The 14,214-nt window shown below is 43.2% G+C and carries 9 protein-coding genes and 6 pseudogenes; 7 read left to right on the top strand and 8 right to left on the bottom strand.

Annotation, left to right across the window (positions count from 1 at the left end; genetic code table 11):
* Positions 1-126: 126 nt before the first annotated feature.
* A pseudogene (locus PKHYL_RS07520) lies at positions 127-341 on the bottom strand (cold-shock protein).
* A 417-nt stretch (positions 342-758) separates the two neighbouring features.
* On the opposite strand from PKHYL_RS07520, the gene aroQ reads away from it, so the two are divergent.
* Both aroQ and PKHYL_RS07510 read left to right on the top strand, forming a co-directional pair.
* The gene (gene aroQ, locus PKHYL_RS07515; RefSeq protein ID WP_093070019.1) at positions 759-1,295 is read left to right on the top strand and encodes a type II 3-dehydroquinate dehydratase; all 537 of its coding nucleotides are present in this window, start codon (positions 759-761) and stop codon (positions 1,293-1,295) included.
* Positions 1,296-1,463: 168 nt separating this feature from the next.
* Positions 1,464-2,737: pseudogene (locus PKHYL_RS07510) on the top strand (ABC1 kinase family protein).
* A gap of 36 nt (positions 2,738-2,773) precedes the next feature.
* Here the strand turns inward: PKHYL_RS07510 and PKHYL_RS07505 are convergent.
* Positions 2,774-3,605 (bottom strand): annotated as a pseudogene (locus PKHYL_RS07505) (ion transporter).
* A gap of 318 nt (positions 3,606-3,923) precedes the next feature.
* Here PKHYL_RS07505 and PKHYL_RS07495 point away from each other — a divergent pair.
* Positions 3,924-4,673, top strand: coding sequence for a YebC/PmpR family DNA-binding transcriptional regulator (locus PKHYL_RS07495; protein WP_093070005.1), 750 nt, complete (start codon positions 3,924-3,926; stop codon positions 4,671-4,673).
* A 114-nt stretch (positions 4,674-4,787) separates the two neighbouring features.
* On the opposite strand, the gene PKHYL_RS07490 is transcribed toward PKHYL_RS07495, so the two are convergent.
* A complete protein-coding gene (locus PKHYL_RS07490) occupies positions 4,788-5,360 on the bottom strand; it encodes a methylated-DNA--[protein]-cysteine S-methyltransferase (RefSeq protein ID WP_240366391.1) in 573 nt (190 codons plus the stop codon).
* 54 nt (positions 5,361-5,414) lie between these two features.
* Positions 5,415-6,460, bottom strand: a pseudogene (gene ftsY / locus PKHYL_RS07485) (signal recognition particle-docking protein FtsY).
* A 617-nt stretch (positions 6,461-7,077) separates the two neighbouring features.
* On the opposite strand from ftsY, the gene PKHYL_RS07480 reads away from it, so the two are divergent.
* The 3 genes and pseudogenes from PKHYL_RS07480 to PKHYL_RS07470 all read left to right on the top strand — a co-directional run bounded on the left by PKHYL_RS07480 (position 7,078) and on the right by PKHYL_RS07470 (position 10,366).
* The gene (locus PKHYL_RS07480; RefSeq protein WP_186474399.1) at positions 7,078-7,230 is read left to right on the top strand and encodes a hypothetical protein; all 153 of its coding nucleotides are present in this window, start codon (positions 7,078-7,080) and stop codon (positions 7,228-7,230) included.
* Positions 7,231-7,294: 64 nt separating this feature from the next.
* Positions 7,295-8,795: pseudogene (locus PKHYL_RS07475) on the top strand (M16 family metallopeptidase).
* Between the two features lie 191 nt (positions 8,796-8,986).
* On the top strand, positions 8,987-10,366 hold the full coding sequence (locus PKHYL_RS07470; protein WP_240366390.1) for a M16 family metallopeptidase: 1,380 nt from the start codon (positions 8,987-8,989) through the stop codon (positions 10,364-10,366).
* Positions 10,367-10,595: 229 nt separating this feature from the next.
* Here the strand turns inward: PKHYL_RS07470 and PKHYL_RS07465 are convergent, their stop codons facing one another.
* The 4 genes from PKHYL_RS07465 to PKHYL_RS07450 form a co-directional block, all read right to left on the bottom strand.
* Positions 10,596-11,066, bottom strand: coding sequence for a hypothetical protein (locus PKHYL_RS07465; protein ID WP_240366389.1), 471 nt, complete (start codon positions 11,064-11,066; stop codon positions 10,596-10,598).
* A 353-nt stretch (positions 11,067-11,419) separates the two neighbouring features.
* Positions 11,420-11,725, bottom strand: a complete 306-nt coding sequence (locus PKHYL_RS07460) for a D-Ala-D-Ala carboxypeptidase family metallohydrolase (RefSeq protein ID WP_240366388.1) — start codon at positions 11,723-11,725, stop codon at positions 11,420-11,422.
* Positions 11,716-12,180: a hypothetical protein gene (locus tag PKHYL_RS07455; RefSeq protein ID WP_240366387.1), complete on the bottom strand. Its 465-nt coding sequence runs from the start codon at positions 12,178-12,180 to the stop codon at positions 11,716-11,718. Before PKHYL_RS07455 ends, PKHYL_RS07460 begins: the two co-directional genes overlap by 10 nt.
* Positions 12,146-12,322, bottom strand: a complete 177-nt coding sequence (locus PKHYL_RS07450; protein ID WP_240366386.1) for a hypothetical protein — start codon at positions 12,320-12,322, stop codon at positions 12,146-12,148. Before PKHYL_RS07450 ends, PKHYL_RS07455 begins: the two co-directional genes overlap by 35 nt.
* 345 nt (positions 12,323-12,667) lie before the next feature.
* Here PKHYL_RS07450 and rodA point away from each other — a divergent pair.
* Positions 12,668-13,808: pseudogene (rodA, locus tag PKHYL_RS07445) on the top strand (rod shape-determining protein RodA).
* Positions 13,809-14,214: the final 406 nt, after the last annotated feature.

Here is a 14,214-nt window from a genome sequence, read left to right as displayed (position 1 = left end):
CAATACCTGACCTACCAAATATGCTGTTGTTCACTCAACATGGGTAAGACAATACGGGCTTGACTCAGTAGTATATCAGTAGTTCATACAGACATTATAACTAAACTGCTTTAATGTCTGGATAGATTACTCTTCTAACTTTCTGACTTCTTCAGCTTGTAGGCCTTTTTCACCTTCTACTACGCTGAACTCAACTTTTCGCCATCTTTTAAAGAACGATAGCCATCACCCTGAATCGCGCGGAAATGGACAAAAATATCTTCTCCGCTGTCACGTTGAATGAAACCAAAGCCTTTTGAGTCATTAAACCACTTAACGATACCTTGCTCACGAGCTGACATAATATTACTTCCTAAAAAAGTTCGCTTAGCCCCAAATTCCTTTGCAACATTGCATATAAACGGGATCTAAGATGATGAAATCAAAAACTTAAGAGTACTAATCTAGTCACAGTCATCTTTAAAACGCTTATATAAAAGAAAGCCAATCTTGCAAACTATCTCTCATATCAATGACAGTAACAAACTTGCAATACTTATTGCATAAAAAATATCATAGCACGGGTTTTTAGCAACATAAAGACTTTTAACACGCTTTTTAAGGCATGGGTGAGTTTTTCCTGTAATTTTTTTATAACCCAGCCTACAAGCTGCTATTATAAAGGGATACGCTGGATCAGCGTGTGCAACCTATTTGTCATGCATACCTTATTCATTATAATAAATCATTCACATATTTAAACAGCGATAGAGATTACTATGACGTCCTCTTCTCCATCTACAGCAGCAGAAAATCCTGCTGACCAACACATCGATCAGACCCTCAATCACAAACTGCTATTGGTGAATGGCGTCAACCTGAACTTATTGGGTAAGCGTGAGCCTGAAATTTATGGCCATATGACGCTGGTAGATATCGAAAAACGCTTGGTCGAACGAGCCGCTCAGCACAGCATTGAATTAATTTGTGTACAGTCAAACCATGAAGGCGATCTAGTAGATAAGATTCAATATTATGGTTTATTAGCAGAAAAATCTGCCCAAGCTGATGCCGTTATTATCAATCCTGCTGCCTTTACCCATACCTCAGTTGCCCTACGCGATGCGTTACTAGCGACACAGAAGCCTTTTATAGAGGTCCATTTATCCAATGTCCATGCACGTGAGCCTTTCAGGCATCATTCCTATTTGAGCGATGTCGCAGTCGGTGTCATCTGTGGTTTGGGTCATATGGGTTATGAGATGGCACTAGACTACTGGCTAAGCAATATTTATTCAGTCAATACAAGCACTTAAGGTGTTTTCTAATTTTATAGATTACTAGCTTTGTTAATAAAGTAAAACTTCTTATTTTTCACACATTAGTTAAACAGTAATTGTTTGATGAAAATAATAGAATTATGACTGAGCAAAACAATCCACTATATGGTGATATGAATGGCAAAAACGTCCGGAAAGCGCTTTATGAAACTCGCTGGCATGACAGCAAGCATCGCCGGCAAAGCCGCTAAAAACTCGTTTAAGCATCTCTCGAGTGACGAAGAAAAGCGCCTACAAGCTCGCTCAGACTTGATGCAAGACGTGGGTATCCAGATTGCCGAGACGTTGGGTGAGATGAAAGGTGCGGTGATGAAAGTCGGACAAATTGCCTCACAGTACAAAGACGTGTTCCCGCCTGAGGTCGCAACTGCCCTAGAAAAACTCCAAAAGATGCACCGCCCATGCCTTATGCGCAAATACGTGCACAAGTTGAGCGTGAGCTTAAAGCACCGATGGCAGAGCTGTTCAGTGAGTTTGACGAGACGCCATTTGCCGCAGCATCTATTGGGCAAGTCCATAAAGCTGTGCTACCTTCTGGACAAAGGGTCGTGGTCAAAGTCCAGTATCCTGATGTCGATGAAAACTGTGATAGCGACCTCAAACAGGTGCGCATGGCGCTAAAAATTGCAGGTGTGCTCAATATGAGTAAGCAGTTGCAAGAGCAGTTATTTAATGAGATTCGACAGAGTCTACACGACGAGTTGGACTATACCAAAGAGGCGCACAATCTGCGTGTATTTGGTGCCTTTCATGCTGATGATGAAGGTCTCATTATCCCAAAAGTCATTAGCAGCCACTCTTCTAGACGGATTTTGACACTGACTGAGGAGATAGGAGAGACATTGACCGTCGCTGCAACATGGGACAATGCCATTAAGCAAAAAATAGCAAAGCGCTTGTTTCATTTTACCGCAGGACAACTATTTAGTCTGTACCGTATGCATTGTGATCCGCATCCAGGCAACTTTGCTTTTCGGCAGGATGGTAGTGTTGTGGCGTATGACTTCGGCGGTATCCGTAGTTACAGTGATAGCGAGGTCCAACTATTCCGTCGTTTTGCCAAGCATGCTATCAAAGGCGATGTGACCGCGCTTGAGCAAGACCTTGTCGCCTTAGATATTCGCCGTGATGATGATAAAAACATCCCTGGCGAGTTTTATGAAAAATGGCTATCTATTGGTCTAAAACCACTATCTATCCGCCCATACCAAGAAGGGCCATTTGATTTTGGTAGCAGTCAAATACACCATGAGGTGATTGCCCAAATGCGCACTTCATTAAAATACTTCGGTCAGTTTCAGCCCTCTGCCACCACCATGATGTTAGACCGTACCGTATCTGGACAGTACTGGAATCTGGTCAATCTTGGCGTTGAGACTGACCTCTCGCCGCTCGTTGATGAGTACATTGACGTATAATAAGCGATCAATTGGCAATAACAGTCAAACCTGTCATTAAATGTGGAGCGCGTGCCCGCAGCGATCGCAAAAGTCTGCGCCCACTGCATGACCGAATTTACCACAGTTCGGACAAGTGACAGGATTAAGCTGCGGACGCATATTACGAGCCAGCTCAGAGGTAAAAATACCTGTCGGTACAGCGATAATCGAATAACCTGTGATCATAACCATGGTTGCAATTGCTTGGCCTAACGGCGTCTTGGGCGACATATCACCATAGCCAACTGTCGTCATCGTGACGACCGCCCAATAGATAGACAATGGAATACTAGTAAACCCGTTCTCAGGCCCCTCTACTACGTAAATGATTGAACCAAAGATGGTTACCAATAGCACAAGCGACAAGAAGAAAACGGTAATTTTCTGCTGACTGGTTTTGAGTGCAGAAGCCAAAAAACCTGCTTGTTGCATATAGGCTTTAAGTTTTAGGACACGGAATACACGTAAGATACGTAGCACTCGTATGACAAGTAGATACTGCACACCTACAAATAGTAAGCTGAGATAGCTTGGCAAAACAGACAACAAATCCACTATGCCAAAAAAACTAAACGCATAGCGCAAGCGATTGGGTGCTGAAAACAACCTTAGTGCATACTCAATGGTAAATAGAATCGTAAAAAACCACTCTGCATAAAAAAAACAACGTGCCATATTGCAAGCGCATGTACAACACACTATCAAGCATGACGACAGCCACACTGGTCAAAATCGCAATCAATAATACAATATCAAAGAGCTTACCCAAACGGGTATCTGTACCTTCAATAATAATATGCGTACGGTTACGCAAGTGTGTTAGGGCTTCAGCAGTTGGTCGCTTCATAGAATCAGTAACTTTATAAAATCAATGGCTTGATAGCGTTCCATGACTTAAAATGTGATGGATAAGGGCAAGTTGGTCAAAATAGTTAAAACTGGTTTATAATATTGCTCACTTATCACAGTGAATACAATCTATAATTTGCCACAGTGTAGCAAAAAAGCACTCTCAACAACATACAAATCGTTAACGTGCAAGTAGCGCTATTACCTGATATAGACAAAATAATGATAGTATAAAACAAGGTGATCAGACATCGAAGGCTGTAATTCATCGCCTTCTTGCACATAAAAAATAATACGTAAACCTTAAGGATGTTATATGGCAGGCCATTCAAAATGGGCAAATATTAAACACCGTAAAGCCCGTCAGGATGCAGTAAAAGGTAAAATATTTACCAAAATTATTCGTGAAATCGTCTCAGCTGCCAAACAAGGCGACCCCGACCCTGACAAAAACCCGCGCTTACGTGCTGTTATCGAAAAAGCGCTATCAGTCAATATGACTCGCGACACGATCAACCGTGCTGTCGACCGTGGTACAGGCGGCGGTGATAATGAAAAAATGGAAGAAGTCAGTTACGAAGGCTACGGTGTCGGCGGTGTAGCGGTACTGGTCGAAACCATGACTGATAACCTCAATCGTACGGTCAGTGAAGTCCGTCACGCCTTTACCAAATGTGATGGCAATCTTGGTACTTCAGGTTCAGTGGCTTATCTGTTTACCAAACGCGGCGAGATCACTTTTAATGATGTAAGCCTAGAAGATGAAGTCATGATGGTGGCACTAGATGCGGGCGCCGTTGATATCGAAAACGATGGTGAAAGCTTGCTTGTCATCACTGAGTGGGAAACTTTCGGTCAAGTTCAAGACGCGCTTAACGCTGCTGGTCTTGTCTCTGACAATGCTGAAGTCACCATGTCACCATCTACCACGGCTGAAATCGACAATGTGGAAGATGCTGAAAAAATCCTAAAGATGATCGATATGTTAGAAGATGCGGATGATGTGCAAGAAGTTTATACTAACGTGAACTTCTCTGCTGACGTCATGGCGCAGCTTGAGGGATAGCCAGCTTAATAACTAAATACTGGCAAGAACACCCCCAGAAAAAGCACCAATCAATTGTCGGTTTGGTGCTTTTTTCTGCTCACTCATTCAATAGTTGAAGCGTTATATTTATCTTTACGTTCTACACCTAACCCCTTCAAGCGCCAGCAGATATTCCTTCTTATCTAATCCACCTGTATAACCGCCAAGCTTACCGTCGCTTGCAATCACTCGGTGACAAGGCACAATGATACTAAAAGGATTTTTGCCATTAGCCTGTGCAACCGCGCGGAACCCCTTCGGGCTATTAACACGCTGCGCGAGGGTGGCATAGCTGATGGTTTCGCCATAGCCAATCTCTTGTAGTGCCCGCCATACGCTTTGTTGAAACTCAGTACCCATAGAAAAATCTAAGGGCAAGTCCAATGTCTTGCGTTTACCAGCAGCATAATCTTTGAGTTGGAAAATCGTTTCTATCAGTAAAGCTTGAGTAGGCTCTTTCATGCTTAGGCTATTGCTGTTTATAAAGGTAAAGTCTTCATCTGTCAGGCCATAATATTTTTTAAGCTTGGGGACAGATTTTGAGCTGTGCCAAGTATTACCGGGCAGCAGCCAGTTGGCTTCAACGAGCACAGGCTGGTCATGCTCATCGAGACGGGCAATGAGCGTTAATCGATACGATCCAAAAGATGCTTCGGTCACTATCATGGCTTTGATTTCCAAATTATTTTAAAGATTGTTTAGCCGTTACAAATAGCGGTTCTACTCTTTGTCATCTGTCTCAAACAAAGCGGCGACAAACTGTTTCGGACTAAAGGCGCGCAAGTCATCAATCGACTCACCCACACCAATATAGCGGATAGGCACGTCTGTCGTTTCGGCAATGTTAAACACCACGCCACCTTTGCCGTACCATCTAGCTTCGTAATGGTGATACCTGTCAATGGTACAATCTTGTTAAATAGCTCAACTTGGTTAATGGCATTTTGACCCGTGCCAGCATCGAGTACGATCATACCTTCATGCGGAGCGCTTGGATCAGCTTTACGCATCACGCGCACCACTTTCTCTAACTCTGCCATCAAATGTGTCTTGTTTTGTAGACGGCCAGCGGTATCTGCTATGAGTACGTCGATATTTTTTGCTTTGGCAGATTGCATCGCATCAAAAATGACAGAAGCACTATCAGAGCCATGACCTTGTGCCACCACTGGGATATGATTACGCTCGCCCCAAATCTGTAGCTGCTCGGTGGCAGCCGCGCGAAAAGTATCCCCTGCCGCTAGCATGACTGATTTACCCTCACCTTGTAAGCGCTTGGCGAGCTTACCGATGGTTGTGGTTTTGCCAACACCATTGACACCCACAACTAAGATAACAAATGGTTTTTTGCTGGTATCGATCACCAGCGGCTCAACCTTAGGCGTTAGGATATCAACCAGCTCACTTTGCAAGGCTTTATAGAGTGAGTGAGCATAAATCAAGTCACCACGGGCAGTCTGCTCGGTCAGGTTCTTGATGATACGGTTGGTTGCATTAACGCCGATATCAGCAACCAATAACTGATCTTCGACCTCTTCTAACAGCTCGTCATCGATCTCTTTACCACCGATAAGTATGCTGACCATCCCTTCGGCCAAATTTTTACGTGACTTACTCAGCCCCGTCTTCATACGGTTAAACCAGCTGCCTTTTTTCTTATTTTCTGGTGGCTCTGCAGCAGGCTCTTGTGGCGTGGCTGCTTGGGTATTGCTGCTAGCGACTGGACTTACCCTTGGTGTATCCCCAAGTTGCTCTTGTAATGGCATGGCAGGAATGGTTGTCGCAGTGCTAGGTTTGCTCGTAGTGCCTGTCTCTTTAGCACTTGAAAAGCTCTCAGAGGCACCTTTAGGGACGTTATGCTCTTCTGTCATAACAATTGGCGTGGCCAAAGCAATATTTTCTGCTGCCTGATTGTTTGAGACATCTGGATTTGCCGTATTATCCCTTTGTAGCGCAGCACGCTCTGTTTCATCAATGATTGGCACCGATTGCACCGGTAGACTGGGTAAGGTAATATCATCGTCATCTAAATCATCGAGACCATCATCAAGATTGATGACCACACGGTTGCTATTGTTTGGGTTATTCATAAGTTTGCCCTAAAAGTTATCGCTATTAATTATTTGTTTATTGTAAATGGATTTTTAGATTGTCATAAGCTTGCCAGCTATATGACCATGGACTTTAGCCTATTTTAGCATAATTCAAGTCGCGCTTAGCCCTTACCATAGTAGACTGTCGTCAAAAATTATCTGCTCAAAAAATCACATAATGATTTGAGAGAGTTTTGCTTAAGGTTTGGACACAAAATTCTGACTTGTTCCTTGCAAGACTTCGCCTACTCTACCAAGACTCATCTAAAAATTCTTATTAGGAAACGCTTATGTCATCACTCTCTAAACACTATAAAAGCATTGCCAATATCAGTGTGGCGATTTTGCTAACGACAACTGTATTATCTGTGGCAGGTTGCAATACGACGCAAGATATTAGACCGACCGCTAGTGTCATGGTTGGCACACAGACATCACTGTGATGCATTGTATTGCTATGATTACGTCCATCACTTCAGTCATTATTTTATATAAGTAGACCATACCATGCCATTGTCTTCAACGCTCACTACTACGCCATTACGTATCGCCTGTGCTCTAACGGTGGCAACATTATTTTCTGCCTGTCAAACCACCGCATTACCTTCTAGCACGACTACCACTACAAAAAATACGGTCACGACAGATGGGTCATCTCAAAGCGCATTTAGTAAAAATAAAACAACTGATGAGGCAAAGCCCTCTGCTTTGACAATGGATATGTCAGGTCGACATGAATACCAGTTAGAAAATGGCCTAAAAGTGGTCATAAAAGAAGACCACCGTGCACCCGTCGCCATGACCCAGATTTGGTATCGGGTGGGCTCGGCAGATGAGCCGCTGGATAAAGGCGGCATCTCTCACTTACTTGAGCATATGATGTTTAAAGGCACTCCTGATGTTTCAAGTGATGATTACGAGCGGTTGATTGCCAAGTTTGGCGGGGTTAACAATGCTTTTACCAGCTATGATTATACGGGCTACTACGAGCTATTTCCTGCCAATCGTATGCCGTTGGCGTTAGAGCTTGAAGCAGATCGAATGAAAAACCCTCACCTTCAATGACAAAGAGTTTACCAAAGAGCACCAAGTCGTCATGGAAGAGCGACGTCAGCGTACTGATGACAATCCCCTTGCCAAAGCTTACGAATTATTTCGTTTGCTAGCATTGCCTAACAGTCCAAAGGGTGAATCTGTCATTGGGCCCATGAGTGAGCTAGAATCCATCAAACTCTCGGATCTAAAAGACTGGTACAAGACATGGTATGCACCCAATAATGCTACTTTAGTCATCGTCGGCGATGTGCAACCACAAGAAGTACTCACTCAAGTCAAACGCTATTTTGGTGAGCTGGCGCCAAGCAACGTACCTAAGCGTAACGCTGTCACTCAAAAAGGCTTTCGTGGTTATCAAAAGTAGACTCTGAGCAAGCGGTGCAAGTGCCCGTCCTACTTATGGGTTACAACGTACCTAGCCTAGTGACAGCAGGCGCAAACAATGAAAAACAGGCTTACGCCCTCTCGCTTGCTCAAGACGTACTCGATGGCGGTCTATCTGCACGCTTGGAGAGTCGATTGATACGTGAGCAAGGTCTACTGACCACGGTTGGTACTTCTTACGATTTGTTAGATCGCGGCGATGGGCTATTTATGATTCAAGCGACACCACGTGAAGGTGTCAGTTTAGAGCAAGCGCAACAAGCCATAATATCAGAGATAGAAAAACTCAAAACCGATCCCATTGCTGCCGATGAAATCAGTCGCGCCAAGACCAATGCCGTCACTGGCCTAGTATATGCACAAGATAGCATGGAAGGGACAAGCACGTATGATCGGCTCACTACAGTCTATCGGGCTAGATGACAGATTACTTGCTAAGTTACCAACCAAACTAGATGGTATCAGTGTCGCTGACATTCAGGCTGCCAGTAAGAAGTATTTGGTTAAGGACAACTTAACGGTGATGCATATTGTGCCCCCGAAAGAGAACACTACCAAAGCACAATAAATACTGCCTGTTATCAGAACGTTTCATAAAAGCGACGATATAACCGTATTCTTAATAAGAAGAACATCATGTTTCAGAATAAATATAACTCTCAAGCAACACACAAATCTTTGAGTAATGCTTTGCCCTCTACATCATCTAATCTCCCATTAAAAAAGCTATCATACCTTAGTACCAGCATAGTTTTTGCGTTGAGTATATTGGCTAATACTGCCCAAGCCGACACTACAGGCGCTGAAGATTACCGAGCCCCTACTGCTGTTGATGCAAGTGCGCCGATTGCAGCTTTATCTAAACTTACCAGTATCGATGATGCCAAATCTTTAAAAGTCACAGTGCCAACGATTCAAGAGTTTAAGACCAAAGCTGGCGTTCCTGTCATGTTCGTTCAGACCACAGCCTTACCGATCGTCGATGTGGACTTACGTTTCAATGCTGGTAGTGCCCGTGATGGCAGCATCAGTAAAGACGGTTTTGGCATCGCCAACATGACCGCAACGATGCTTGAGCAGGGCTCCAAAAGCTTAGATGAAGATGCGTTCACGCGTGCTGTTGAAACACTAGGCATCAATCTGGGCAGTAGTGCCTATAAGGATATGTTCATTGTTTCGCTACGCAGCTTATCAGACGATAAACACCTGTTACCAGCTGTTGATTTGATGACGCAAATGGTGAGTGAGCCTACGTTTAATGACGAGGTATTAGCACGTAACAAGTCACGATTACTCGTTGGCTTACAGCAGCAAAAACAAGACCCTGGCAGTCTTGCCAGTATTGCCTTTGATAAGGCTTTATACGGCAGTCATCCTTACGCTCATCCCTCAGTCGGTACGCTAGAGAGCGTGCCAACTATCCAGAAGCAACAGCTGATAGACTTTAAAAATCGGTATTTAGTGGCGGCAAATGCCTCTATCGCTATGACAGGCAATCTGACCTTGGTACAGGCGAAAAAACTGGCTGAAGATATCACGACTAAACTATCTGCTGGTCAAGCTGCCGCTGATTTACCTGAGCCTAAACCTCTCACTAAATCACAGCACATTCATATTCCCTTCCCAAGTACCCAAACTACCGTATTGATGGGACAATTAGGCAGTAAACGTGCAACCAATCCAACAGCCCAGCAGCAGCAAACCAATTTTGCGGTTGGTAACGAGGTAATGGCAGGTGGTGACTTTAATGCCCGTTTGATGACTGAGATTAGACAAAATCTCGGGTACACCTACGGTATTTCAGGATCAATGAATCCGATGCTAGCACGCGGGCCTTATCAGATTGGCTTTTCGACACGTAATGACAAAGCACGTGCGGCAATCGATGCAAGCTTAGCGGTTATCGATGACACGTTAGAAAAAGGAGTCACTCAGGACGAGATACGCCTGACCAAAGACAATCTCAAAAATAGCTTCCCGATGGGTTTTGCAAGTAACGCAGGGATCAATGGGTTGTTAGGAATGATGAATTTCTATCAATTGCCAAACACTTACTTGGCCGATTATGTCAACCGTATTGATCAAGTCACGCTGTCAGGGGGTCAACAAAACGCTGCGCGATACCTTAAATCCGGATAACTTTTTAATCGTGACAGTTGGGCAAGACGATCCTTGGAAGGGGATAGAAGCTACGACAAAAACGACCAAATAACAAGAGGGAAATAAGCTAGGTTAAATTCACTCAGTTAGATAACAAATAGCGTGAGTGATGAGCGATTCAGTATGCCCGACTCATCACTCATGTGCTTATTATCTTGTGACTGACTTGTGCTATCAAAAAGACTACGAATACTCTTTATCAGAGTTATCAGAAATGGTCATTACGATGTCGTAATTGAGGGTTTTGAGGCTTATAGGTGGCACCATTATAGCTCAGTCGAATGATATGCTTGTCGTAAGACATGACCTTATAACCACCATTAGCAAAGTTATGTAGCGCGGGAACTATAAGTAAGGCTTCGATTTGGCGATTGTTGGTGGCGACTGAAATATGCTGACCCTCTCGAGGATATAGGAAATAGTCACAATAATCGTTTACCATTACTTCTGCAACGCGCTCAATAACCTGACTACCCTGTTCTTCTATCAACTTTGGGCATACATCAGCGCGCTCTGAGGCCAAACGAGCATAAGAGTTTCTAATACTGTCTTCAATGTTTTCAGAATTTTGTGCGATGCTATCACGTGTTAGCGCAGTTTTATCTGTCACCAGCGAGCTGTTTTCAGGATAGGGTTCTGGACTGCAGGCACTCACCAATAATATGGAAAATGATGCCATTCCTATTAACGTGGTGTAAATATATTTTGAGCGAAAAAACGTTGTTTCCTTTCATTCGATTTACTGCATCTTGCAACTGCTGAATGCTGCTTTGTCATAAATCCCGCTTATAATAACCATAATCTTCTTCCTTGAAGAGTGATAAGGATATAAAGATAGTAAATGAAAATATTCATATTAGAACATAAATATTAAATTCCAAACATTTTTTTGGTGAACTTGCGCGTCTAGCCAGCTCATCCCTACCAATCATTTAGCTGTAAAATTTATAAGCGATATTATACTGTTTCTCGTTTTTTTATTGTCACTAATTTGAGTGTGCGCTTGCTTATGACGCGTTAACCCTTAGCTATCTAATAGCGACAATAAGAGCTACTACTGGTATGGTTAAAACCCCATTTACGATAACCATCGGTATCTAGATGAATCGCACCTGTGGCATATAAACCCAAGCCAAAGTTGTAAGACTGTCCTTGATATTGCCAAAACTGGCACAAGCCATCCTGCATCGTACTGAGGCGCCATAGGTTGTCTTCGTACTCTGGCACCCAAATATCCATGGCACTTGCATTCATATGCTTGCTACTGCCAGCACCGCCAGCACAGTCGTTCAGCCCAGGGCTACGATACACCGAGCGTATCTCAGTACTTAAAGGCAAAATGCCTTGATTTTTAGCTCACTATAGAGGTGTAGTGTTGGCACGATATTGGCCCACAACTCTCGCGGTGGCAGCTGATAAGGCTCATAACCGCATTTGTCCCAGCTGCGCGCGGTGGTAAGTAGCTGAGACAGTGGTGGTACATTTTGTGCACCCACACGTGCGCTCAAATAGCGCTGATATTCGGCTACTTGCCTAGCACGGTAACTGTTACTGTTGAGCCATGCATTAAAGTCCATGCTCGTAAGATCGTTATTAGCACTATTATAGGTGTTATTCGTTGTGCTGTAGCTGTTATTACGGTAAGTTGTATTATAAGTCGGTCTTCGTTGATTCACATTGACGCGTTTGTTTTCCTCGATAGACAGACTGGCATCAATTTCAAAATCACGCTGCTTTTGTGCAATCAAGCTTTGCATACTATCGCCATTTGATGCATTTGCGCCACTTAACATAGTGACACCAGGGGCGCTGACTAGAGACATTGTTAGAAGGCGATATATAAGCATTGCTAGTGTCGCCACTGCCTTGACGCACTTCGATACGGCGTTCACTACTATCAGTTATAATAGCGGCATGAACATTGATGCTACTCATACAAACAACCAGTGCAAGAATAGGCTTCTGGATTTGTCCATAGTTATGGTTTTTTGATTTTATCATTGCAGGAATCTACCGCTAAAACGTTTTATCGATACTATCAAATTTTCAGCAAGCAGGCTAAACTATCGCCTCTAATCTGAGGCAGGATATTCGTAATTAACACTTATCCTTATCACTTTTATAATTACGTGACTTTATTGCCTAGATGTTAAGTATCTGCTTGTTTTTGTCCGTGAGCTTCTATTAGAATAGAGACCGTCAAATACTCATCACATATTTTATATAAGACAGCTTAGAGAACCTCTCCCTTTTACTCCAACTGCTAGCCAAACTTTGCCTATGTCTTCTAACCCGCAATACCGTTTTTCACGTCAGAGCCATCACTTAGGCCAAGGTCATGCACCGACGATCTGGCAACGTATTCACATCGATCCGTGGTTGACCTTGCTTTTGTTAACGGTTTGCTGCATTGGCCTGACGATTTTATATAGTGCTGCCAGTCAAGACATCGGCATGGTCATACGTCAGATGGTAAGTTACGGTGTGGCATTCACCGTAATGTTTGCGATGGCACAAATACCGCCAAGCCTTTACCGTACCTTTACGCCTGTGTTTTATGTATTAGGTCTTATATTATTGGTATTGGTTGATATCATTGGTGAAGTGCGTATGGGTGCTCAGCGCTGGATCAACTTACCTGGGTTTGGTAGTGTGCAGCCGTCTGAGTTTATGAAGCTTGGTATGCCGATGATGTGTGCTTGGTTTTTGTCCAAGCGTGATCTTCCGCCATCACCGTCCAGTATTGCCATCACTCTGGCATTGATTATCGTTCCTGTATTGCTGATTGCAAAAGAGCCTGATCTTGGCACTTCGCTTTTAGTCGCTGCTAGTGGCATTTTTGTGCTGTTCTTGGCGGGTCTGTCTTGGCGTCTGATTTCTGCTGCTGTGATTTTAGCGATACCTTTTATTGCGTTTGCTTGGAACTTTTGTTGCATGATTATCAGCGTACGCGCGTCCTAACCTTACTCAATCCTGAAGCCGATGTACAAGGTGCTGGGTGGAATATTATCCAATCAAAGACCGCCATTGGGTCAGGCGGGCTCACTGGCAAAGGGTATTTAGAAGGCACACAGTCGCATCTGCATTTTTTACCAGAAGGTCATACTGACTTTATTATTGCAGCTTTTTCTGAAGAATTTGGTTTACTAGGTGTCATGCTGCTGATGTTTATTTACTTTTGCCTTTTGTCGCGTGCCTTGTATATCGCTTTCACCCATCCTGACATTTATAGCAGGCTGCTTGCGGGCGCTATTGCCATGTCTTTCTTCGTTTATATATTCGTCAATGTCGGTATGGTTGGCGGTATTTTACCTGTTGTTGGCGTACCCTTCCTTTCATCAGCTATGGTGGTACCGCTATCGTGACTTTGATGGCAGGTTTTGGCTTATTGATGTCGATTCACACTCACAAATCTGGTTAAAAACACTGATAAACAATACCTTATATATAAAACATTAGTAAATTATCATTGAAATATGACAAACACACATCATTTATATCTCTCAAAAACACTGAGCATAAAATAAAGCACTCTCGCATGACTAATGACAACAAAGTTTAGATTAAATCAAAGTATCAGCGATTTTGCTACTATTAATATTTTGTTACTTTTAATAGATACTACATAATCCCCATTCATGACCAGCCTATCAAAATGCTGTCATGAGACATAAAAGTATTGTTATTTAATTACTTGTATCATACTGTCATTAGCAGTGATTTTTTTAACCAAAATGAATTGCAAATCAAGGCTGAAATATTTTATTTCTTGTTTTTTACAAAAAATTGCGTTAACCTCGTTTTACTGTACTTTGATACATAACCCG

The organism is Psychrobacter sp. KH172YL61, from assembly GCF_007182895.1.
Taxonomy (GTDB): domain Bacteria; phylum Pseudomonadota; class Gammaproteobacteria; order Pseudomonadales; family Moraxellaceae; genus Psychrobacter; species Psychrobacter pacificensis.
This window is presented reverse-complemented; position numbering and strand designations above follow the sequence as displayed.

What these genes read in the sequence shown, in the direction of transcription:
- aroQ (WP_093070019.1), top strand. Translation starts at nt 759, where the DNA reads ATGACGTCCTCTTCTCCATCTACAGCAGCAGAAAATCCTGCTGACCAA.
- PKHYL_RS07495 (WP_093070005.1), top strand. Translation starts at nt 3,924, where the DNA reads ATGGCAGGCCATTCAAAATGGGCAAATATTAAACACCGTAAAGCCCGT.
- PKHYL_RS07490 (WP_240366391.1), bottom strand. Translation starts at nt 5,360, where the DNA reads ATGATAGTGACCGAAGCATCTTTTGGATCGTATCGATTAACGCTCATT.
- PKHYL_RS07480 (WP_186474399.1), top strand. Translation starts at nt 7,078, where the DNA reads ATGTCATCACTCTCTAAACACTATAAAAGCATTGCCAATATCAGTGTG.
- PKHYL_RS07465 (WP_240366389.1), bottom strand. Translation starts at nt 11,066, where the DNA reads ATGGCATCATTTTCCATATTATTGGTGAGTGCCTGCAGTCCAGAACCC.
- PKHYL_RS07455 (WP_240366387.1), bottom strand. Translation starts at nt 12,180, where the DNA reads ATGTTAAGTGGCGCAAATGCATCAAATGGCGATAGTATGCAAAGCTTG.
- PKHYL_RS07450 (WP_240366386.1), bottom strand. Translation starts at nt 12,322, where the DNA reads ATGAGTAGCATCAATGTTCATGCCGCTATTATAACTGATAGTAGTGAA.